This window comes from Sterolibacterium denitrificans, assembly GCF_900174485.1.
GTDB lineage: Bacteria > Pseudomonadota > Gammaproteobacteria > Burkholderiales > Rhodocyclaceae > Sterolibacterium > Sterolibacterium denitrificans.
Genome location: NZ_LT837803.1, coordinates 2,177,964 through 2,198,155, shown reverse-complemented (window position 1 = coordinate 2,198,155; position 20,192 = coordinate 2,177,964). Strand labels below are relative to the sequence as shown.

21 protein-coding genes are annotated in these 20,192 nt (G+C 62.2%); 15 read left to right on the top strand and 6 right to left on the bottom strand.

All coding sequences use genetic code 11. From position 1 onward, the window contains the following. The first annotated feature begins 88 nt into the window (after positions 1-88). From SDENCHOL_RS09980 to SDENCHOL_RS09965, 4 genes are all read left to right on the top strand, one after another. Complete coding sequence (locus tag SDENCHOL_RS09980) at positions 89-712, top strand: DUF47 domain-containing protein (RefSeq protein WP_197706896.1); 624 nt, start codon at positions 89-91, stop codon at positions 710-712. An 86-nt stretch (positions 713-798) separates the two neighbouring features. After that, positions 799-1,809 (top strand): inorganic phosphate transporter, encoded by a 1,011-nt coding sequence (locus SDENCHOL_RS09975; protein WP_154717096.1) that lies wholly within the window; start codon positions 799-801, stop codon positions 1,807-1,809. A 91-nt stretch (positions 1,810-1,900) separates the two neighbouring features. After that, positions 1,901-2,626, top strand: coding sequence for a TetR/AcrR family transcriptional regulator (locus SDENCHOL_RS09970; RefSeq protein ID WP_154717095.1), 726 nt, complete (start codon positions 1,901-1,903; stop codon positions 2,624-2,626). A gap of 35 nt (positions 2,627-2,661) precedes the next feature. Beyond that, positions 2,662-3,861, top strand: a complete 1,200-nt coding sequence (locus SDENCHOL_RS09965; protein WP_154717094.1) for a M20 aminoacylase family protein — start codon at positions 2,662-2,664, stop codon at positions 3,859-3,861. A 12-nt stretch (positions 3,862-3,873) separates the two neighbouring features. Here SDENCHOL_RS09965 and SDENCHOL_RS09960 read toward each other — a convergent pair whose 3' ends face one another. The 3 genes from SDENCHOL_RS09960 to SDENCHOL_RS09950 form a co-directional block, all read right to left on the bottom strand. Next, a complete protein-coding gene (locus SDENCHOL_RS09960) occupies positions 3,874-4,419 on the bottom strand; it encodes a hypothetical protein (RefSeq protein ID WP_231912963.1) in 546 nt (181 codons plus the stop codon). A gap of 152 nt (positions 4,420-4,571) precedes the next feature. Continuing rightward, the gene (locus SDENCHOL_RS09955; protein ID WP_154717092.1) at positions 4,572-5,987 is read right to left on the bottom strand and encodes a DEAD/DEAH box helicase; all 1,416 of its coding nucleotides are present in this window, start codon (positions 5,985-5,987) and stop codon (positions 4,572-4,574) included. A 364-nt stretch (positions 5,988-6,351) separates the two neighbouring features. Continuing rightward, positions 6,352-7,299, bottom strand: coding sequence for a 23S rRNA (adenine(2030)-N(6))-methyltransferase RlmJ (locus SDENCHOL_RS09950; protein WP_154717091.1), 948 nt, complete (start codon positions 7,297-7,299; stop codon positions 6,352-6,354). A 98-nt stretch (positions 7,300-7,397) separates the two neighbouring features. Here SDENCHOL_RS09950 and SDENCHOL_RS09945 point away from each other — a divergent pair, with 98 nt between their 5' ends. The 3 genes from SDENCHOL_RS09945 to SDENCHOL_RS09935 all read left to right on the top strand — a co-directional run bounded on the left by SDENCHOL_RS09945 (position 7,398) and on the right by SDENCHOL_RS09935 (position 9,888). Next, entirely contained in the window at positions 7,398-8,384 is a 987-nt protein-coding gene (locus SDENCHOL_RS09945) for an arginase family protein (protein WP_154717090.1), read from the top strand. Between the two features lie 179 nt (positions 8,385-8,563). After that, positions 8,564-9,013, top strand: a complete 450-nt coding sequence (locus SDENCHOL_RS09940; protein WP_154717089.1) for an NfeD family protein — start codon at positions 8,564-8,566, stop codon at positions 9,011-9,013. Positions 9,014-9,024: 11 nt separating this feature from the next. Then, a complete protein-coding gene (locus tag SDENCHOL_RS09935; protein WP_154717088.1) occupies positions 9,025-9,888 on the top strand; it encodes an SPFH domain-containing protein in 864 nt (287 codons plus the stop codon). Positions 9,889-9,906: 18 nt separating this feature from the next. Here the strand turns inward: SDENCHOL_RS09935 and smpB are convergent, their stop codons facing one another. Beyond that, complete coding sequence (gene smpB / locus SDENCHOL_RS09930) at positions 9,907-10,356, bottom strand: SsrA-binding protein SmpB (RefSeq protein WP_154717087.1); 450 nt, start codon at positions 10,354-10,356, stop codon at positions 9,907-9,909. 96 nt (positions 10,357-10,452) lie between these two features. On the opposite strand from smpB, the gene SDENCHOL_RS09925 reads away from it, so the two are divergent. Continuing rightward, positions 10,453-10,881 carry a type II toxin-antitoxin system RatA family toxin gene (locus SDENCHOL_RS09925; RefSeq protein ID WP_154717086.1) on the top strand — a complete coding sequence of 143 codons (429 nt, stop codon included), beginning with the start codon at positions 10,453-10,455 and terminating at the stop codon, positions 10,879-10,881. Between the two features lies 1 nt (position 10,882). Here SDENCHOL_RS09925 and SDENCHOL_RS09920 read toward each other — a convergent pair whose 3' ends face one another. Continuing rightward, positions 10,883-13,078, bottom strand: a complete 2,196-nt coding sequence (locus tag SDENCHOL_RS09920) for a sensor domain-containing diguanylate cyclase (protein ID WP_154717085.1) — start codon at positions 13,076-13,078, stop codon at positions 10,883-10,885. A gap of 315 nt (positions 13,079-13,393) precedes the next feature. Here SDENCHOL_RS09920 and SDENCHOL_RS09915 point away from each other — a divergent pair, with 315 nt between their 5' ends. The 7 genes from SDENCHOL_RS09915 to SDENCHOL_RS09885 all read left to right on the top strand — a co-directional run bounded on the left by SDENCHOL_RS09915 (position 13,394) and on the right by SDENCHOL_RS09885 (position 19,823). Continuing rightward, positions 13,394-13,768 carry a sulfite exporter TauE/SafE family protein gene (locus SDENCHOL_RS09915; RefSeq protein WP_172955054.1) on the top strand — a complete coding sequence of 125 codons (375 nt, stop codon included), beginning with the start codon at positions 13,394-13,396 and terminating at the stop codon, positions 13,766-13,768. 2 nt (positions 13,769-13,770) lie between these two features. Beyond that, the gene (locus SDENCHOL_RS09910; protein WP_154717084.1) at positions 13,771-14,397 is read left to right on the top strand and encodes a class I SAM-dependent methyltransferase; all 627 of its coding nucleotides are present in this window, start codon (positions 13,771-13,773) and stop codon (positions 14,395-14,397) included. Between the two features lie 63 nt (positions 14,398-14,460). Continuing rightward, a complete protein-coding gene (locus tag SDENCHOL_RS09905; RefSeq protein WP_154717083.1) occupies positions 14,461-14,652 on the top strand; it encodes a YgaP family membrane protein in 192 nt (63 codons plus the stop codon). Positions 14,653-14,772: 120 nt separating this feature from the next. Then, the gene (locus tag SDENCHOL_RS09900) at positions 14,773-15,129 is read left to right on the top strand and encodes an RnfH family protein (RefSeq protein ID WP_154717082.1); all 357 of its coding nucleotides are present in this window, start codon (positions 14,773-14,775) and stop codon (positions 15,127-15,129) included. A 27-nt stretch (positions 15,130-15,156) separates the two neighbouring features. Continuing rightward, entirely contained in the window at positions 15,157-16,617 is a 1,461-nt protein-coding gene (gene guaB / locus SDENCHOL_RS09895; protein ID WP_154717081.1) for an IMP dehydrogenase, read from the top strand. A gap of 90 nt (positions 16,618-16,707) precedes the next feature. Then, positions 16,708-18,273, top strand: coding sequence for a glutamine-hydrolyzing GMP synthase (gene guaA, locus SDENCHOL_RS09890; RefSeq protein WP_154717080.1), 1,566 nt, complete (start codon positions 16,708-16,710; stop codon positions 18,271-18,273). Positions 18,274-18,569: 296 nt separating this feature from the next. Then, positions 18,570-19,823, top strand: a complete 1,254-nt coding sequence (locus SDENCHOL_RS09885) for a tyrosine-type recombinase/integrase (protein WP_154717079.1) — start codon at positions 18,570-18,572, stop codon at positions 19,821-19,823. Here SDENCHOL_RS09885 and SDENCHOL_RS14515 read toward each other — a convergent pair. Further along, positions 19,801-20,151, bottom strand: coding sequence for a helix-turn-helix transcriptional regulator (locus tag SDENCHOL_RS14515; RefSeq protein WP_154717078.1), 351 nt, complete (start codon positions 20,149-20,151; stop codon positions 19,801-19,803). The genes SDENCHOL_RS09885 and SDENCHOL_RS14515 overlap by 23 nt on opposite strands. Positions 20,152-20,192: the final 41 nt, after the last annotated feature.

The following is a 20,192-nucleotide window of genomic DNA, read 5'->3' as shown; positions in this document are numbered from 1 at the left end:
GTGGGCAAAAATCATCAACAGGGAGGCGGGTTTATTGGTAACATGCCGACCTTTGTAACAAAAAGAAACCAAGATGTTTGGACGCTTCATGCCCACAGAGGGCAAGTTTTTCGAGTTGTTCAACGCACACGCGGAGCAGATCGTTGCGGGTGCGGTTGAGCTGGAGGCCCTGTTGGCCAAGCTGGGCAATACCGTGCAGACGGCCGATGATCATGTCAAGCTGATCGATTCCATCGAGAAGCGCGCCGACCAGATCACGCACGAGACGGTTACGCTGCTGCACCGAACCTTCATCACGCCTTTCGATCGTGACAGCATTCACCAGTTGATTTCCAACATGGACGACATCCTCGACATGATCCAGGATGTCGCGGAATCGCTGGTGCTCTACGATATTCGCAAGATCGCGCCGGAAGCCCGAAAACTGGCCGAGATATGCCTGTCCTGCTGCGAGCGGGTGAAGATCGTGGTCAGCCTGTTGCACAACATGGAGCATGCGCAAACGATCCTGAAGGTCTGCCGCGAGATCGATGAACTCGAGAACGATGCGGATCACGTCATGCGCGCGGCCATTTCCCGGCTGTTCCGTGAAGAGACGGAGGTGCGTGAAATCATCAAGCTGCAGATGCTCTACGAGCTGCTTGAGTCAGTGACGGATCGCTGCAACGATGTGGCCAACATCACCGAGGGCATCGTGCTCGAAAACTCCTGAAAGCGCCCGATGGGCATGTCCGCACTCGGCGCTTTCCTCTCCCGCTGCCTTTTTTCCACTTACTCACCGTTCCCTGACCGTTCGCCATGCACTCGCTGGAAATAGGGCTCTGGGTGGTCGTTGTGCTGGTTACGCTGGCACTGCTGTTCGATTTCATGAACGGCTTTCACGACGCCGCCAACTCGATCGCCACCGTGGTTTCCACCGGTGTGCTGAAACCGAATCATGCAGTGATGTTTGCTGCCTTCTTCAACGTTGCCGCCCTGTTCGTCTTCCAGCTCAAGGTGGCGGCAACCATAGGCAAGGGCACCATCGACCCCGGCATCGTGGATCACTACGTCATTTTCGGGGCCTTGATCGGCGCCATATCCTGGAATCTGATCACCTGGTATTACGGCATTCCGTCGAGTTCCTCGCACGCCCTGATCGGCGGTCTGGTCGGCGCCGGCGCGGCCAAGGCGGGCAACGATGCGCTGGTGTGGTCGGGCATCGGCAAGACGGTGGCTTTCATCCTGGTTTCTCCACTGCTCGGTTTTCTGCTGGGTTCGCTGCTGATGCTGATCGTCTCCTGGCTGTTCGTCAGGGCGACACCCTGGCGCATCGATCGCTGGTTCCGCCGCCTGCAACTGGTTTCGGCTTCCCTCTACAGCCTGGGGCATGGCGGCAATGATGCGCAGAAGACGATCGGCATCATCTGGATGCTGCTAATTGCCAGCGGCCATGTCGCTGCCGGCGACTCGATGCCGCCGGCCTGGGTGATCATTTCCTGTTATCTGGCGATTGGCCTGGGCACGCTGTTCGGCGGCTGGCGCATCGTCAAGACCATGGGACAGCGGATCACCAAACTCAAGCCGGTGGGCGGTTTCTGCGCGGAAACCGGCGGTTCCGTCACGCTTTTCCTGGCCACGGCCCTCGGCATTCCGGTATCGACGACGCATACCATTACCGGGGCCATCGTGGGGGTCGGTTCGACAAACGGTGCCCGCAGTGTGCGTTGGGGCGTGGCAGGAAGTATCGTCTGGGCCTGGGTATTGACGATTCCCTGCAGCGCGTTGATTGCGGCCGTTGCCTGGTGGCTGGGAGAGATGCTGCTCTGAGTGGCGTGGAGGCTGCCGGTGCTTGAGGGGATTTGGAGGCGCCTGGGCGCGCTGCCGGTTCGGCTTCGTGGATAGCAGGGGATTTTGACGCATGACACTCAGGCCCGCCCGCGTTGGCAGACCGCGCGGAAGCAACAAGGAAGCCAAGCTGACCCAGATCCTGCTGGCGGCGCGGCGCCAGTTTGCCGAAAAAGGCTACGCGCAGACGACTTTCAAGGATGTCGGCCGCGCCGTGGGCATGACGCACGCGGCGCTGTATTCCTATTTTTCTTCCAAGCTGGAGCTTTATGTCGCGACGCTGGTCGATGCGCAGAGCGTGCTGCTGCCCGAATACCTGCGTGCGCTGGAGGAATGCCCGACATTGCGCGAGCGCTTCCGGCGCATCCTGATGGCCTCGGCGGCGGCTGCCGACCGGGATGCGACGGTAACGGGTTTTCTTGCCGCCGTCCCGATCGAGATGCGCCGCCATCCGGAGCTGCTGGCCGAATTGCTCAGGCAGAACAATGGCCTCTATCAGGCATTGAACGGCATGTTCGAGGAGGCCAAGCGTACCGGCGAACTGAATCCGGCGCTGAGTACCGAGAATCTGATTGCGGCCTTTTTTGGCGGTGCGCTCGGTGTTTCATTGTTCCATTACGGCATGCACGCCTCGACGCGCCTGACCGATGCAATGGCGATTTTCGCCACGCTCGTCGATCAGGGCTTCGATATTGCCGGCATCGGTCCTGCGTTTGCCGAAGTGCGCTCCGCTACCGTCGCCGGCAGGCCCAAACGCGTGGGAAGCCGGAGCAAGCCGGCGGAAGCTGAATCCGGTTGAGTGATAATTCAGTCTGTCGTCAGGAAAGGTGAGACATGACGCTTGAGGAATTATTGCCGGAACTGGTGCCGCGCATTGCGGCGATTCGTCGCGACCTCCACGCCCATCCGGAACTGGCTTTCGGCGAGTGGCGCACCGCCGACATCGTCGCGGCGCATCTCGAACGGCTGGGGCTGACGGTGCGCCGCGGCCTGGCGGGCACCGGAGTGATCGGCACGCTGCAGGCGGGCAATGGCCGTTGCGCCATCGGCCTGCGCGCCGACATGGATGCGCTGCCGCTCGAAGAACTCAATTGCTTTGCCCATCGCTCGACCCATCCCGGACAGATGCATGCCTGCGGTCATGACGGTCATACGGCCATGCTGCTCGGTGCGGCCGAGGCGCTGACGGCACTGCGCCATGAAGGGCGTTTCGAGGGCACGGTGCATTTCATCTTCCAGCCCGCCGAGGAGCATGAGGGCGGCGCGCGCGTGATGCTGGAACAGGGGTTGCTCGAGGCTTTTCCGCTGGATGCCGTGTATGGCCTGCACAACTGGCCGGGTTTGCCCATCGGTGAAATGGCGGTCATGGCGGGGCCGGTGATGGCCGGTGCCGATCGTTTCGAGATTCTCGTCACGGGCCGGGGCGGTCATGCGGCGATGCCGCAGCAGACGACCGATACGGTGCTGGCCGGGGCGGCGTTGGTGCAGGCTTTGCAGATGCTGGTCGGGCGCAATACCGACCCACTGGAGCCGGCCGTGCTTTCCGTGACGCGCTTTCATGCCGGCCATGCGGACAACGTGCTGCCGGAGAAAGCGCAACTGGGCGGCACGGTGCGCACTTTCAGCGCAGCCCAGCAGGCGCTGATGGAATCCGGCATGCGCCGTATCTGCGCGGGCATCGCGGCTGCGCATGATGTCGAGGTGCAGCTCGAATACGCGCGCGGCTATCCACCGGCCATCAATAGCGCGGCGGAGGCCGCGCTGTGCGCCGAAGCCGCCGCGCGGGCGCTCGGCCGCGAGCGGGTGCGCCGCGACTTGCGGCCCAGCATGGGCGCGGAGGATTTCGCCTATCTGCTGCAGGCGCGCCCCGGCTGCTATGTCTGGCTGGGTAATGGTGTGGGCGTGGCCGGGCAGGCAGGCAGCGGACGGGCGGGCTGCATGCTGCACAGTCCGCATTACGATTTCAACGATGCCATCATCCCGCTGGGGATTGCCTACTGGGTGCGGCTGGTGGAACGGGCGCTGCCCGCCTGAGGCTGGGGCGGCCTACTTTTTCTCGCGCTTTTTCCAGACGATGGGAATGACCTGGGGCTGGTCCGGCGGCATCGCCATGAGTTCGGCGGTGCGGCTCTTCTGCTCGCTCGTCTGCTCGCGCTTGCGCGGCGGGATCGGCTGCCCACGGCGGACCGCCATGGCGGCCGAGAGGAAGTCGGTGAGCTGATCTTCCAGGCCGACCTGGTTGATCATCTGGATGTCCAGTTGTTCGTGGTAGGCAGCCTCTTTGCCCGGGCGCTGATCGTAGACGGCCCGGATGTCGACTTTTTCCTCGGCGAGCAAGCCCTTGAAGACCAGCTCGCACTCATTACCGGGATTGCTGTCCAGGCTTGCCGTGCGATCGAGGGTGAAACGCACGGCCGCATAAGGATTGCCATCGGCATCCAGCCCCTCCCGTTTGTCTGCCGGAAAGCCATTGCCGATCGCATCCGAGGCGAACTCGTGAAACATCGGCACTGCCAGGGTATGCAGAATCTGCATGAATTCATTCCTGAAACTGCGGGGATCTTCTTGCGCGGCGCTGTGATCGTGTGACATGACGGTCTTTCCAATAAATGCAGGCGGATCAAAAAACCCTGTCAATACAATGGGTTCACAAGGGTTTTGTAAAGGCCGGAAGGATACCAGAGCATAGTGGGGCGCGCACGCGGATCAAAGGGAAATCTTCAGGAAATCTTCAAGGACAAGGTTCAGCGCCCGCCAAATTGATGCCGCTGGCCGGCGCTGCGGCGTTGCTGGTTGTCGTTGCCGCGCGGCTGGGCTGGACGCGAGTGGAAGTCATGCGTCCTGGGTTTTCCCGTCGATTTGTCGGCTTGCTTCTGCCACGAGCGCTTGCCGGGCGTGCCGGGCTTGCCCGGATTCCAGTTGTTGCCCTTGCGCGGTTTGTCGAAGCTGGAGGGCGCGCGCACGGGTTCATGGCCGACGATGGTTTCGACGGGAATCGGCTGCCTGGTAAAGCGCTCGATGTTGCGCACGTTGAAGCGTTCGCCGTGATTCACCAGCGATACCGCCTGGCCGTTGCGCCCGGCGCGGCCGGTGCGGCCGATGCGATGCACGTAATCTTCCGGGCACTTCGGCAGATCGTAGTTGAAGACGTGGGAGATGGTCGGCACGTCGATGCCGCGCGCGGCGACGTCGGTCGCCACGAGGATGCGCACTTCGCCGTTGCGCACGGCGCGCAGGGTGCGGTTGCGCGCGCCCTGGTGCATGTCGCCATGCAATGCGGCAGCGGCAAAGCCGGACAGGCTGAGGCGCTCGGCCAGCAGGTCGGCATCGCGCTTGGTGGCGGTGAAGACGACGCACTGGTCGATGCTGATGTCGCGCAGCAGGTGATCGAGCAGACGGTTCTTGTGGGCGAGGTCGTCGACGAAGTGCAGGCGCTGGGCGATGTTTTCATGTTTCGAGGTGGCGCCGGCGATGCGGATGACCAGTGGGTCGCGGGTGATGCGGCTGGCCATCTGGCCGACCATGCCGTCGAGCGTGGCCGAGAACAGCAATGTCTGGCGCGTGGCCGGCGTGGCGGCGACGATGCGTTCGATGTCGTCGATGAAGCCCATGTCGAGCATGCGGTCGGCCTCGTCGAGCACCAGCATTTCGAGTTGCGAGAAATCGATCTTGCCGGATTCCATGTGGTCGATCAGCCGCCCCGGCGTGGCGACGAGGATTTGCGGATTGCGCGCCAGCAACTGCATCTGCTTCGGGTAAGGCATGCCGCCGAGGATGGCGACGGACTTGATGAAGCGCAACTGGGCGCCGTATTTTTCAGTGGCGGCCGTCACCTGCAGCGCGAGTTCGCGCGTGGGCGCCAGCACCAGCACCTTGGGCTGGGCCGGCTGGAAGCGCGGACGCTGGCCTTGGCTCATGGCCGATTGCCGCTGCTGGTTCGGGGTTTTGCCGCTCGGCTTGGGGGCCGAGGCGAGCCTGTGGATGGCCGGCAGCATGAAGGCCGCGGTCTTGCCCGAGCCGGTTTGCGAGGAGACCATCAGGTCGCGTCCCTCGAGAATGGCGGGAATGGACTGCTGCTGGACCGTCGTGGCGGTGGTGTAGCCGGCGTCGGCAATGGCCTGGAGCAGGGCGGGATGGAGATTGAGTTCGGAGAAGTTCACGAGCGTTCTTTCTTTCATGGGTTGGCGTGCGGGAAATGCGCGATCAAAAAGGATGAGGACGCGCATGCGGGCGGCACGAGTCATGCGCCGCCTGCAATCCCGGTTGCGGGTTGAGGGTGCTACGCCAACCAACGAAACAAACAGATCTTCGGAAAAATTCTGCGAAATTCCGGCACAAAAGCTTTGCGCCGGGAGGGTGTCCTTGTCACGACACCAGAGGGCGGGGGGCTTCAACGCGATAGGGTTTGCGGAGCGCATGCAGCGGTATCGGAAACGATACGGGATACCGATGCAGGGGACGCATTCTACACGGGATCCAAGGCGTATGGCGCTGTTGAGGCCCTCGTTCGAGGGCTGATTTGCATCATTTCCGGCCGGCAAGCCGCGATCCTGTCCGTTCTCGCGCGGTTGGAGGTTGCGTTGCCCCTGGCTTCGTTTCGCCCTGTTCCAGCCGATAACCGGCCGTCGCGTCCTGGCCGAGGAGGGCGACCAGACAGGGCATCACCTCTTCCAGCGTTGCCGCCAGCGTCCACGGCGGGTTGATGATGAACATGCCGCTGCCGATCATGCCGGGCGTGCCAGTCGTACCCGGCGTACCCGGCATACTCGTTGCGCCGCCATCCGCCGAGGCGATGCTCAGGCTGACATGCAGCCAGTTACGCAGCGGCAGCGCCTTGAGTTTTTCCGGCAGTTGCCGCGCTTCGTGGCGTGCCAGTTGCGGATACCAGAGCGCATAGGTGCCGGTGGCAAAGCGGTGCAGCGCATCCTGCAATACTTCGACGACCTTGCGATATTCCTGCTTGTCTTCATAAGCGGGATCGATCAGCACCAGCGCGCGGCGCGGCGCGGGCGGCAGAAGCGCCTTGAGTCCGCCGTAGCCATCGACCGGCTGCACCTGGACGCGCCGGCCGGCGCTGCGAAACTGCTGGCCGAGCAACTGGCTGTCGCTGCTGTGCAGCTCGAACAGCTTGAGGTGATCCTGCTCGCGCAGCAGGGCGTGGGCGATCCACGGCGAGCCGGGATAGTTGCGCAGCTCGCCATCGGGATTCATCCGTCTGACCAGGTCGACATAGGCGGCCAGCGGTGCCGGCAGATCATCGCGCTGCCAGAGGCGGCCGATGCCGCCCTGGTATTCCTTCAGTTTGCTGGCGTAGCCGCTGTCCAGCGCATATCTGCCGGCGCCGGCGTGGGTGTCGATGTACCAGAAGGGCGCGTCCTTCTGGCACAGATGCTGAATGAGCTGAGTGACGACGAAATGTTTCAGCACATCGGCGTGATTCCCGGCGTGGAAGGCGTGGCGATAACTGAGCATGAGGAGGCTTGCCGGCGTGTGGATTGCGGAGTGTGGAGCGGTACAGTTTACCGTGTAGTATTTTTTCCTTGCACGTGGAAGGCGAGGGAGTGGCCGGGATGGCGGAAAGCAAGGAAATTGCAGCGATGGGCGGGGATGCGGCGCCAGTGGTGGTGCAAGCAGCCCAGGCGGCCCGGGCTGCACCGGCATTGCGCCTGATTGGCGTTAGCAGCGGTTACGGCGTGCCGCCTGTCGCTTGCGACGGCAGCATGCAGGCGGCCCAGGCCTTGCATCTGGCCGATGTCGGTCACGGCGTGCGCCGCAACCGGGTCGCCTGCAGTTGGGATGAACCGCTGAGCCTTGCCGACGCGGCCGGACTGTCGCGCGAGGAAGCGCTGCGGCGGATTTCCTCCCTGCTGGAAGAGCGCATCGTTGCTGCCGTTCTGGCCAGCAGGCCGCAGCAGCGGGTGATTCCGGTGGTGCTCAGCGGCGATCATGCCATTGCCCACGGGGCCTGGCGCGGGGTGGCGCGGACGTGCATGGAAAAGCCCGGACTGCTCTGGATCGATGCGCATCTCGATGCGCACACCAGCCTCAGTACACCCAGCGGCAATCTGCATGGCATGCCGCTGGCGGCCCTGCTGGGTTGCATGCCCAATCCGTGGCAGCAAAACCGTCCGGTGATCGAGGCCGGCCGCACCTGCGTTTTCGGCGCGCGCAGTTTTGAAAGCGCCGAGCTGCAACTGCTGCAACGGCTCGATGTGCGTATTTTTGGCATGGCAGAGATCTGTCAGCGTGGCCTGTCGGCGACTTTTGCCGAAGCGCTGGCGCGGGTTGGCGGTGTTGCCGGCAGCGGCCAGCGCCAGCCTTTCGGCATTTCGCTCGATCTGGATGCGCTCGATCCGCAGTTTGCCCATGGCGTGAATACTCCGGTTGCGGACGGCCTCGATGCCGATGCCTTGCTCGAGGAATTGCGCGGCTTGGCGCATCGGGAAAATTTCGTCGGCTTCGAGGTCAGCGAATACAACCCGCAAGTGGATGCGGATCGACAGACGGCAGCGTTCGTGACGCGCTTGCTGGCGTCTTTGACTCTGCCGGCGCAGTGAAGCTGCCAGCAAATTCACTATCCACGCTCCACTATCCACGATTCACTGTACACGGCGCGCTGCGCTCATGGAGGGAATGAATCGGCGCTTCCCGGGCGTGTTAGAGTGCAGCCGATGGGTGCGCAAAGGCATGCGCAATCGGTGGATGCACGGAAGCAGCGGAGGGGAAAGGGAGACTCATGCAGGTTGAATGGTGGCACTGGGTAGTGGGCGGTATCTTGCTGACCGTTGCCGAACTGGTTATGCCGGGCTTCGTCCTGATCTGGTTCGGTCTGGGCGCGCTGGCCGTGGCCGCCTTGCTGGCGTTGTTGCCGGCAACTGGCCTGACGGCGCAACTGCTGCTCTGGCTGGTGGTTTCCGTGAGCCTGCTGATCGTCTGGTTCAAGGTCTTCAGGCGTGATGCGCACAAGACGCGCATCGGCATGTCGGAAGTCAGCCTGGTCGGCGAGATCGGCCTGCTGACGCGCGCTGTGGGGCCTTTTCAGAAAGGCGAGATCCGCCTGCAAAAGCCCATGCTCGGCAGCGATGTCTGGCCCTGCATCGCTGATGCCGATGTGGTGCTGAATACCGGCGAGCGCGTCAAGGTGCTGGCGGTGGAAGGTAGTTTGTTGAAAGTCGGAAAACCCTGAAGGAGAATCGAATGGGCGCAGGTACCGTTGTTGTCATCGCATTGCTGGTGTTTGCCGCAGTTACCCTGGCCAAGGGACTGCGCATCGTGCCGCAGGGTACGGAATGGATCGTCGAGCGGCTGGGCAAATACCATGCAACGCTGTATCCGGGACTGAACATCATCATTCCCTACCTCGACAATGTGGCCTACAAGCTGGTGACCAAGGACATCATTCTCGATGTGCAGGAGCAGGAAGTGATCACCAAGGACAACGCGGTGATCCTGGTGAATGCCATTGCCTTCATCAAGATCACCGATCCGATCAAGGCGGTTTATGGCGTGACGGATTTTTCCGAAGCCATCCGCAACCTGATCATGACCACGCTGCGTTCCATCGTCGGCGACATGGAGCTGGATGAAGCGCTTTCCAGCCGCGACCAGATCAAGGCCCGGCTGCGCGAGAGCATCGCCGACGAGGCGATCGACTGGGGGCTGACGGTCAAGTCCGTGGAAATACAGGACATCAAGCCGACCGAATCCATGGTCCGGGCGATGGAAGCCCAGGCTTCCGCCGAGCGCGAGCGCAAGGCCATGGTGACCAAGGCCGAAGGCGCCAAGCAGGCAGCCATCCTCGAGGCCGAAGCGCGCCTGGCCGCCGCCAGGCAGGATGCCGAAGCCCAGGTGCAGTTGGCCGATGCCAGTGCCGAGGCCATCCGCCGTGTGGCCGCCGCCATCGGCGATCAGGAAGCGCCGATGCGTTACATGCTGGGCGAGCGCTATCTCTCTGCCCTGGGCAAACTCACCGAATCGGCGAATGCCAAGACCCTGGTGCTGCCGGCGGATATCCAGGAAGCCGTGCGCGGCCTGCTGGGGCGGGGCATGGGCAAGGGTTAGGCACCAAGCGCCAGAAGATCAGCTTCTGCCCGTTTTCATCAGGCGGTCTTTTTCGCGGTCCCAGTCGCGCTGTTTTTCCGACTCGCGCTTGTCGTATTGCTTCTTGCCCTTGGCCAGGCCCAGGCTGAGCTTGATGCGGCCCCTGGTGTAGTGCAGGTCCAGTGGAACCAGGGCATAGCCGGCGCGTTCGACCTTGCCGATCAGTTTGCTGATTTCGCTGGCGTGCATCAGCAGCTTGCGGGTGCGCGTCGGGTCGGGCTTGATGTGGCTCGATGCCTGGATCAGCGGGCTGATGTGGGCGCCGATCAGGAAAAGTTCGCCATTACGCAGGATCACATAGGCTTCCTTGATCTGCGCGCGGCCGGCGCGGATCGCCTTGACCTCCCAGCCTTCCAGCACCAGGCCGGCTTCATGGCGTTCCTCGATGAAGTAGTCGTGAAAGGCCTTCTTGTTGTCGGCGATGCTCATGGCGGGGCTGGCGGTAAAATGGAGGCCATTCTAGCCCAGCCGACAAGCCGACAGCTTCCCGATGCTTCGCTCCTCAGCCCTCACCTTACTGGCAGCATGGCCGTCATTGAAAAATCCGTTTTGATCGAACGCAGCGCCGAGCAGATGTTCGCGCTCGTCGATGGCGTCGAGGATTACCCGAAGTTTCTGCCTTGGTGCGGCGGTAGCGAAGTGATCGAGCGCACGCCGGAAAAAACCGTGGCGCGGGTGCATATCAATTACCACGGCGTCAAATCCCATTTTTCGACCGAGAATTTCAAGGAATTCCCCACTGCGATGGGGATGAAACTGGTCGATGGGCCCTTCAGGAAGCTCGACGGCAGTTGGCGCTTCAAGCCGCTCACCGAGCAGGCCTGCAAGGTGGAGTTTCATCTGCACTACGAGTTTTCCAGCAAGCTGCTGGAAAAGGTGATCGGTCCGGTGTTCAGCCATATCGCCGGCAGCTTCGTCGAGTCCTTCGTCAAGCGCGCCTACGCCACGCGCTGAGTCAGTTGATCTCGCCGGCACCGTAGATGCAGTAGCGATTCTTGCCGGTCTGCTTTGCCCGGTACATGGCCTGGTCGGCGTGGCGCAGCAGTTGATCGGCATCGGAGGCGTCGGTGGGATGCAGCGTCACGCCGATGCTGGCCGAGACCTGCAGCTTGAGATCGTTCAAGCGCACCGGCGCGGCGACTGCCGACAGCAAGCGTTCCAGCAGCACATGGCAGGCCGTTTCATTTTCCAGCTCGGCCATGAGTATGACGAACTCGTCGCCGCCGATTCGCGCCAGGGTGTCGCATTCGCGCAGCACGCGGCGCAGGCGCTGGGTGATCGCCACCAGCATGGAATCGCCCACATCGTGTCCGTGCGTGTCGTTGATCTCCTTGAAGCCGTCGAGATCCAGATAGCTGATGGCAATCAGGCTGCCATGCGGCCTGGCAGCGCCGAGCGTCTGACGCAGCCGGGTGTTCAGCAAAAAGCGGTTCGGCACGCCGGTCAGGCTGTCGAAATGGGCGATGCGTTCGAGTTGCTGCTGTTGTTCCTTGATCTGGCTGATGTCGGTGAGGGTGCCGGCGATGCGCAGCGGCAAGCCCCGTTCATCGCGCTGCATCACCATGCCGCGCGAGAGTATCCATTTCCATTGGCCATCCCGGTCGCGCAGCCGTATTTCCATCATCGTGGTCTCGGTCTTGCCGTCGAACAGCGCTGCATTGTTCTTTCTGGCGGCCTCCAGGTCGTCCGGATGGATGCGCTCATCCCAGTTGCCGATTTCGTTTGCGGGCACGTCTTCGGCGTAACCGAGCAGTTGATTCCAGCGCGCGCTGTGGCTGATCCGATGCGTGGCCACATCCCAGTCCCAGACCACGTCTCCCGCGCCGTTGATGGCCGACTGGAACAACTGCTCGCTGGAGCGCAGGGCTTCTTCCATCTGCTTGCGCTCGCTGATGTCGTAGGCCAGGCCGAGCAAGCGAGGCTGGCCTGCCAGCAGGCAATGCCGGGCATAGAAGAAATAGGGCAGGGACTTGCCGTCGTGGCGCAGCAGCAGGGTTTCCCCCTGGATCTCGCCCCGGCTGCGCGCCTGCTGCAGGCTGTTCATGGTCTGTTCGCGCGCCTCGGGTGCCAGCAGGCGGTCGATGGAAGCATCGATCAGTTGGTGGGCTTCATGGCCGGTTTCCTCCAGCAGGCGCCGGTTGGCGCGCAGCAGCCGGTTCGATTCGTCGAGCATGTAGAACATGCCGGGCAGGCTCTGGATGATGCCATCGGCCAGTTCGGCCTGGTCGCTCAAAGAGCGCTCGACCTGATTCCGTTCGTGCGTGACCAGGCTCAAGGCAATGCCGGTCAGCGTTGCCAGCAGGTAGGAGAAGGACAGATTCATCAAGCCGGTTCTGGCCAGGTCATCGGCAAAGTAACCGCTGCCCTGGGAGACGCCAAGCAGACCCTGAGCCCCGTTGATGGCCAGCATCAGCAATACTCCATGACGTCCGAAGCGGACTGCCGCCCAGATCAGAAACAGCAGCGACCAGTAGGATTGTGCAATCGGCGCAAAGATTTCACTCCACCAGCCGACATAAACGATCTGCCCGACCAGGAAGGTCAGCAGCATGAAGGTGCCCCATTCCAGGATGCGCATGCGGCCGGAGCGGAACCAGTCGCGCCAGGGCGACTGGCGCCAGACCAGGATCAGCGGAGTGAACAACAGTACGCCCAGCAGGTTGCCCTGCCACCACTGCAGCAGGCTCAGTCCCAAGCGATCGTGAGCCGGATGTGGTTCGATCAACAGCGCAAGGTTGCCGAAGCCGGCGGAAATCAGCGTGCCCACCAGGGCCGCCATGATCAGATGGCGGAAATCATTCAGTTGCTCGAATTTCACCGAGAAATCCGTCTGCCGGCGCAGCCACCATGCGCAATAAAGCGCTTCCAGCAGCGCGCCACAGGCTATCAGCAGGCCGGTCAATGCCTGGCTGCCGGCAAGCCACAGACTGGTGGCGAGCGCGCCTGCCAGTATGCCGGGCCAGTACCTGTTGCCTGCCAGCAGAAGAACGGCCAGCGCGATTCCGCTGGGAGGCCAGATCAGCGCGATCTGGCCCTGGGCAGCCAGCAAGGTCCGGACGAGCTGGGCGCTGATGAGATACACCAGAGCCAGCAGCAGGTTTCCCCACAAACCGTGACGCAGAACGGCAGCAAGAGATGCGGTCAGCTTCATATGGGCGGGGCGCGGCGATGACAGGTGAAACTTGATTATTCATGCTTTTGCCGGGATTGACAATTCGCGCCGGCGGGCGATTCCGGCGTCCGCCGGCAGGCTGAAACCTGCGCTGATGGCGATGATTGCGGCACTGTGAGTGGCGCACTGGTGCGATGCGGCAGCGGCGCAGTGGATTGCCCAGGGCCAGGATGAGCCAGCCGTGCACCTGCAAGTGTTTAAGCATGTGCTAATATACCAGTGGTGCTTGTACTGATCTCATACCGACGGTATTCGACGATGATGTCCGATGACGGCCGATGACTGGATATCCGCATGGCGCTGCCCACACTCTTCCTTTTGATCGCGATAGGCCTGGCTGCCGGCGTGGCCTCGGGCATGTTCGGCATCGGCAGCGGCATCATGATCGTGCCGGCGCTGATTTATCTGCTCGACTACAGCCGCGAAATGGCGACGGGAACGAGTCTGGCGGTATTGCTGCCGCCGGTGGGCATTGCAGCGGTGCTGGTGTTTTACCGGCATGGCCATGTCGATGTGCGTGCCGCGCTCGTATTGGCGCTGTGCCTGCTGCTTGGCGGCGGTATCGGTGCGCAGTTGTCTCACGAGCTGAATCCGCACCTGATGAAGCTGCTGTTCGGCAGTTTCGTGACGGCCGTCGGCTTTTTCATTCTTTATGACGCCTTTAGATGAACATGCCGACTTCCGACCACGCAAACTTCTGGAATACCCGTTACGCCGATGCCGGTGAGGATTATCTGTTCGGCATTGCGCCGGCGAAGTTCATCGCGGCGCATGCCGGATCGTTCGCCACGGGCAGCACGGCGCTGTCGGTTGCCGATGGCGAAGGGCGCAACAGCGTCTGGCTGGCGCAGCAGGGCTTGCGGGTGACGGCGCTGGAGGTCTCGGCGGTCGCCCTGCGCAAGGCGCGGCAACTGGCGCGGGTGAGTCGGGTGGCGGTGGAGTTCATCGAGGCCGACGCGCTGATTTTCGACTGGCCGCAGGCGGCCTATGACCATGTGGTTGGCGTGTTCATCCAGTTTGCGACGGCGGCCGAGCGCGACCGGCTGTTTAATGGCATGAAGCAGGCCGTCAAGCCCGGCGGCTTGCTGCTGTTGCATGGCTATACGCCCAGGCAGCTCGAATACCGGACCGGCGGCCCTTCGGCCGTCGAAAATCTCTATACGGCCGAAATGCTGCGGGCCGCATTTGCGGATTTCGAGATACTCGAACTGCGCGAGTATGAAGACGAACTGGCCGAAGGCGCTGCGCATCGCGGCCGCTCGGCGCTGATCGACCTGGTTGCCCGCCGCTCTCATTGACGTTCGCCAGGCTATGAGGCTGTAGTTTCACCGTCCCGTTTTTTCAACCAAGGAGTATTCATCATGACCAAGAACGCTGGAACTTTCGACCGTATCGTGCGCATCATTCTGGGTATCGGCCTGCTCACCTGGGCTGCCGCATTCAATGGCCCGGTCTGGGCCTGGATCGGCATCCTGCCGCTGGCCACCGGCGCCCTGGGCTTTTGCGCCCTGTATTCCTTGCTGGGCATCAATACCTGCTCGATCAAGAAATAACCCGTCGCCGGGCAACGGCCGGTTCGCCATCTTGCCATTCCGCCATCCCGGCAATGCCGGGGTGGCGGGCGGCAGGCTGTGCGCTAAAATCCCGGCTGGTTTTTCTTCGGCGCATTGACGATGAGCCCAGACTCCATCACCGTCGAGGTGATTTATGCCTTGCCTCAACAACAGGAACGGGTGCGCCTGGAGATGGCGGCCGGCAGCACCGTGCAGCAGGCAGTCGAGCAATCCGGCCTGCTGACAAAACATCCGGAAATCGATCTGGCGAAAAACAAGCTGGGCGTCTACGGCAAACTCGGCAAGGCCGATACCGTGCTGCGCGATCGGGATCGCGTCGAGATATATCGGCCGCTCATCGCCGATCCCAAGGAAGTGCGCAAGCAGCGGGTCGCTGAAGGCAAGGCAATGAAGAAGGGCGGCGGGACGGCGGAGACGGCGGCGGAGGCGCCAGCAGCCGAGCGTGATCACGTATAATCCGGCCTTTGGAACCAAGGATAGAAGATGCGAGTTCTCCACAAGGCATTGACGTTTGACGACGTCCTGCTCGTTCCCGCGCATTCCAGCATATTGCCGCGCGATGCCTCCCTCGATACCCAGTTGACTCGCAACATCCGCCTGCGCATGCCGCTGGTTTCGGCGGCCATGGATACCGTCACCGAATCGCGGCTGGCGATCACCCTGGCGCAGGAAGGCGGCATCGGCATCATTCACAAGAATCTCTCACCCAAGGCGCAGGCGGCCGAGGTCGCCAAGGTCAAGCGCTACGAAGCGGGCGTGCTGAAGGACCCGATCACCGTGCCGCCGACCATGAGCGTGCGCGATGTGCTGGCCCTGACGCGCCTGCACCGTTTTTCCGGCTTGCCGGTGATTGAAAATGGTCGGGTGGTCGGCATCGTCACCAACCGCGACCTGCGTTTCGAAACCAATCTCGATCAGCCGGTGCAGAACATCATGACGCCGCAGGCGCGGCTGATCACCGTCAAGGAAGGCACTTCGCGCGAGGAGGCCAAGGCGCTGATGCACCGGCACCGCATCGAGCGGGTGCTGGTGATCAATGACGATTTCGAGCTGCGCGGCCTGATTACCGTCAAGGACATCCTGAAAGCCAGTGAATATCCCAACGCCTGCAAGGACGGTCACGACCGCTTGCGCGTGGGCGCGGCCCTTGGCGTGGGTTCTGGCACCGAAGAGCGGGCGGAATTGCTGGTCGAGGCCGGTGTCGATGTGCTGGTGGTCGATACGGCCCACGGCCATTCGCAAGGCGTGCTCGATCGCGTGCAATGGGTGAAGAAGAATTTTCCCCAGATTGACGTCATCGGCGGCAACATCGCCACGGCAGATGCGGCACGCGCCCTGGTCGACCATGGCGCCGACGGCGTCAAGGTCGGCATCGGCCCCGGCTCGATCTGCACCACGCGCATCATCGCCGGCGTCGGCATGCCGCAGATCTCGGCCATCGACAATGTCGCCAGGGCGCTGGCTGGCACCGGCGTGCCGATGATCGCCGATGGCGGCATCCGCTATTCTGGCGATATTGCCAAGGCGATTGCCGCCGGCGCCAATGCGGTGATGCTCGGCGGCCTGTTCGCCGGCACCGAGGAAGCGCCGGGCGAGACGGTGCTCTACCAGGGCCGCTCCTACAAGGCTTACCGCGGCATGGGCAGCCTGGGCGCGATGAAGGAAGGGGCGGCGGATCGCTACTTCCAGGAAAGCGATGCCAACGTCGAAAAACTGGTGCCCGAAGGCATCGAAGGCCGTGTGCCCTACAAGGGCCTGGTGGGCGCCGTGATTCACCAGTTGATGGGTGGCCTGCGCGCCTCGATGGGGTACGTCGGCTGTGCTTCCATCGACGAAATGCGTGAACGCGCCGCCTTCGTCGAGATCACTTCCGCGGGTATCCGCGAGTCCCATGTCCATGACGTGCAGATCACCAAGGAAGCGCCGAATTACCACGTCGATTGATCCATCCCATGCCAGCAAGGGCGGCCGCGTGCCGCCCTTGTTGCTTCCAGTGACAGCGTGACGGAAACACTCAAAACTCCCAAAATTCCCATGAGCCACCAGAAAATACTTATCCTCGATTTCGGTTCCCAGGTCAGCCAGTTGATCGCCCGCCGCGTGCGCGAGCAGCAGGTGTATTGCGAGTTGCATCCTTTCGACGTGTCCGACGAATTCGTGCGTGGTTTCGGCGCGCATGGGGTGATCCTGTCCGGCGGCCCGAACTCGGTGTATGAAGCCGAGGACTGGCGCGCGCCGCAGGCCGTGTTCGAGCTCGGCGTGCCGGTACTGGGCATCTGCTACGGCATGCAGACCATGGCCAGCCAGCTCGGCGGCAAGGTCGAGAGCTCGAACCATCGCGAATTCGGCTACGCCGAGATGCGCGCGCGTGGCCACTCGAAGCTGTTCGAGGGCATCGAGGACCGCACCAACGCCGAAGGCCACGGCCTGCTCGACGTGTGGATGAGCCACGGCGACAAGGTCACCGGACTGCCGTCCGGCTTCAAAGTCATCGGCAGCAACGACTCCACCCCGATCGCCGCCATGGCCGACGAGGCGCGCCGCTTCTACGGCGTGCAGTTCCACCCGGAGGTCACGCATACGCTCAAGGGCAAGGAAATCATCGCCCGCTTCGTGCACGACATCTGCGGCTGCGGCCACGACTGGAACATGCCCGACTACATCGCGGAAGCGGTGCAGAAGATCCGCGAGCAGGTCGGCGACGAGGAGGTCATCCTCGGCCTGTCGGGCGGCGTCGATTCCTCGGTGGCCGCTGCGCTGATCCACCGCGCCATCGGCGATCAGCTCACCTGCGTGTTCGTCGACCACGGCCTGCTGCGCCTGAACGAAGGCAAGATGGTCATGGAAATGTTCGCCGGCCGGCTGCACGCCAAGGTCGTGCACGTCGATGCCGCCGAACAGTTCATGGGTCACCTGAAGGGCGTCACCGACCCCGAGCAGAAGCGCAAGATCATCGGCCGCGAGTTCGTCGAAGTCTTCCAGGCCGAGGCGAAGAAACTGCCGAACGCGAAATGGCTGGCGCAGGGCACCATCTACCCCGACGTGATCGAATCCGGCGGCGCCAAGAACAAGAAGGCGCACACCATCAAGAGCCACCACAACGTCGGCGGCCTGCCCGAAACCCTCGGCCTGAAGCTGCTCGAACCACTGCGCGACCTGTTCAAGGACGAAGTGCGCGAACTCGGCGTGGCGCTCGGCCTGCCGCACGACATGGTCTACCGCCATCCCTTCCCCGGCCCCGGTCTGGGCGTGCGTATCCTCGGTGAAGTCAAAGCCGAATTCGCCGACCTGCTGCGCCAGGCCGACGCCATCTTCATCGACGAACTGCGCGCCGCCGACTGGTACGACAAGGTCAGCCAGGCTTTCGTCGTCTTCTTGCCGGTAAAGAGCGTGGGCGTGATGGGCGATGGCCGCACCTACGAATACGTCGTCGCCCTGCGCGCCGTGCAGACCCAGGACTTCATGACCGCCCACTGGGCCGAACTGCCCCACAGCCTGCTCGGTAAGGTCGCCAACCGCATCATCAACGAAGTGCGCGGCATCAATCGCGTGGTGTACGACATCTCGGGCAAGCCGCCGGCGACGATAGAGTGGGAATAATTCCAGTGCCTTCCCGGTCTATCGGAATCTATCGATAAGTTTATGTAACGTGCTAAAAACAAACATAAAATATACCAATATCTATCGTCATCTATCGCTGGCAAGCGGATCGAGATGACGGTAAATCCGACGGTAGCCAGAAGGCCTCCTGATGTACTACAATTTTTACCGTCAGCCCGTTTTTGATGTGTGACGGTAAAAATTCTGGCGAAACGCTAGATTTCATGCGGATTTCAAGCGGGTGTGTAGTCTGAATCGCGGGTGACGGTAAAAACGTTCCCGTACAGGAGAACGCCATGCTTACCGATACCGCGCTGAAGAACCTCAAGCCTCAGGTAGCCATGTACAAAGTGGCCGACCGGGACGGGATGTACGTCACTGTTTCCCCGGCCGGAACCATCACCTTTCGCTACGACTACCGGCTCAACGGCCGCCGGGAAACGCTCACAATCGGGCGCTACGGGCCAAGTGGCATTTCCCTGGCCAAGGCGCGGGAACGTTGCATCGAAGCTCGCCGTGCGGTTTCCGAGGGGGCGTCTCCCTCGCAGGAGAAGCAGCGACAGAAGCGTCGCGTAGCTGAAGCAAAAACCTTCGGAGAATTTACCGTCAGGTGGGCGGAGGAGGCGCGTATGGCCGACAGTACGCGTTCGATGCGTCAGAGCATCTTGGATCGCGACATCCTCCCCGTCTTTCAGAATCGACTGCTGACCGAAATCACTGCAAACGACCTGCGTGACCTATGCAACAAGGTCAAGGCACGGGGCGCACCGGCTACGGCTGTTCATGTGCGCGACATTGTCAAACAAGTCTACGGCTTTGCCATTCTGCATGGTGAGAAAGTGGCCAACCCTGCGGACGATGTCGGGCCGTCGTCGATAGCCACCTTCGTGCCGAAGGATCGCGCGCTCTCACCCAGTGAGATTCGAATCATGTTCTCGCAGATGGAGCATGTTGCGTCCTATCCGACGATCAAACTTGGTCTGCGCCTGATACTGCTGACGCTGGTGCGCAAAGGCGAACTGATCCATGCGACGTGGGATGAAGTGGATTTCGAGAAGGCTGTCTGGAGCATTCCCAAGGAGCGCATGAAGACATCCAAACCGCACAACATCTATCTCTCGCAGCAAGCCCTCGACATCATGGTGGCTTTGCGAACCTGTGCCGGCGGATCACGCTACCTGATCCCATCGCGCTACGACGCAGATAAGTGCATGTCCAATGCCACGCTCAACCGCGTCACCCAGTTGATTGCCGAAAGGGCCAAGGCCAACGGATTGGCTCTTGATCCCTTCACGGTGCACGACCTTCGGCGCACTGGTTCGACGATCCTCAATGAATTGGGCTTCAATAGCGACTGGATCGAGAAGTGTCTGGCTCACGAAGACGGCCGCTCTTCGCGCGGCATCTACAACAAAGCCGAGTATGCCGAGCAGCGGCGCCACATGCTTCAGGAGTGGGCTGACATGATCGATGCTTGGGTCGCGGGCAAGCCTCACACGCCGACGCTGCTACCGCCCTCGATGCCGGTCATGACGACACAGGCGATCTGACGGGGCGAGTTTTTCGCTGGCGCACACCGGGGGAGGGCGCTCGTTTGATTTGCGCCTGTTCGGACGCTAGGCGGCGTTCGGCCAACCAGGTCTCCACCTCGGCCAAATCCCAGACAACGCAGCGAGCCGTCAAATTGAATCGCCTTGGGAAATCGCCGCGACGCTCCATTTCATAAATGGTGGTGTCTGCCAGCGGCACCATCTGGCGCAGCTCGCTACGGCGAACTGTGCGCCGATATTGGGCCGAGACAGGCAATGGCTGTCGTTCGGAAGTATCGCAGTGTTCTGAGTTGGAAGAGGTCTTACTCGTTCTGACGTCGCGATTCATAACCGGCTCCCCATGCAGTCACCGTCCTGGGGTCGGCGACT

Coding starts and splice junctions, on each gene's coding strand:
- SDENCHOL_RS09980 (WP_197706896.1), top strand. CDS start 89: ATGCCCACAGAGGGCAAGTTTTTCGAGTTGTTCAACGCACACGCGGAG.
- SDENCHOL_RS09975 (WP_154717096.1), top strand. CDS start 799: ATGCACTCGCTGGAAATAGGGCTCTGGGTGGTCGTTGTGCTGGTTACG.
- SDENCHOL_RS09970 (WP_154717095.1), top strand. CDS start 1,901: ATGACACTCAGGCCCGCCCGCGTTGGCAGACCGCGCGGAAGCAACAAG.
- SDENCHOL_RS09965 (WP_154717094.1), top strand. CDS start 2,662: ATGACGCTTGAGGAATTATTGCCGGAACTGGTGCCGCGCATTGCGGCG.
- SDENCHOL_RS09960 (WP_231912963.1), bottom strand. CDS start 4,419: ATGTCACACGATCACAGCGCCGCGCAAGAAGATCCCCGCAGTTTCAGG.
- SDENCHOL_RS09950 (WP_154717091.1), bottom strand. CDS start 7,299: ATGCTCAGTTATCGCCACGCCTTCCACGCCGGGAATCACGCCGATGTG.
- SDENCHOL_RS09945 (WP_154717090.1), top strand. CDS start 7,398: ATGGCGGAAAGCAAGGAAATTGCAGCGATGGGCGGGGATGCGGCGCCA.
- SDENCHOL_RS09940 (WP_154717089.1), top strand. CDS start 8,564: ATGCAGGTTGAATGGTGGCACTGGGTAGTGGGCGGTATCTTGCTGACC.
- SDENCHOL_RS09935 (WP_154717088.1), top strand. CDS start 9,025: ATGGGCGCAGGTACCGTTGTTGTCATCGCATTGCTGGTGTTTGCCGCA.
- smpB (WP_154717087.1), bottom strand. CDS start 10,356: ATGAGCATCGCCGACAACAAGAAGGCCTTTCACGACTACTTCATCGAG.
- SDENCHOL_RS09925 (WP_154717086.1), top strand. CDS start 10,453: ATGGCCGTCATTGAAAAATCCGTTTTGATCGAACGCAGCGCCGAGCAG.
- SDENCHOL_RS09920 (WP_154717085.1), bottom strand. CDS start 13,078: ATGAAGCTGACCGCATCTCTTGCTGCCGTTCTGCGTCACGGTTTGTGG.
- SDENCHOL_RS09915 (WP_172955054.1), top strand. CDS start 13,394: ATGGCGCTGCCCACACTCTTCCTTTTGATCGCGATAGGCCTGGCTGCC.
- SDENCHOL_RS09910 (WP_154717084.1), top strand. CDS start 13,771: ATGCCGACTTCCGACCACGCAAACTTCTGGAATACCCGTTACGCCGAT.
- SDENCHOL_RS09905 (WP_154717083.1), top strand. CDS start 14,461: ATGACCAAGAACGCTGGAACTTTCGACCGTATCGTGCGCATCATTCTG.
- SDENCHOL_RS09900 (WP_154717082.1), top strand. CDS start 14,773: ATGAGCCCAGACTCCATCACCGTCGAGGTGATTTATGCCTTGCCTCAA.
- guaB (WP_154717081.1), top strand. CDS start 15,157: ATGCGAGTTCTCCACAAGGCATTGACGTTTGACGACGTCCTGCTCGTT.
- guaA (WP_154717080.1), top strand. CDS start 16,708: ATGAGCCACCAGAAAATACTTATCCTCGATTTCGGTTCCCAGGTCAGC.
- SDENCHOL_RS09885 (WP_154717079.1), top strand. CDS start 18,570: ATGCTTACCGATACCGCGCTGAAGAACCTCAAGCCTCAGGTAGCCATG.
- SDENCHOL_RS14515 (WP_154717078.1), bottom strand. CDS start 20,151: ATGAATCGCGACGTCAGAACGAGTAAGACCTCTTCCAACTCAGAACAC.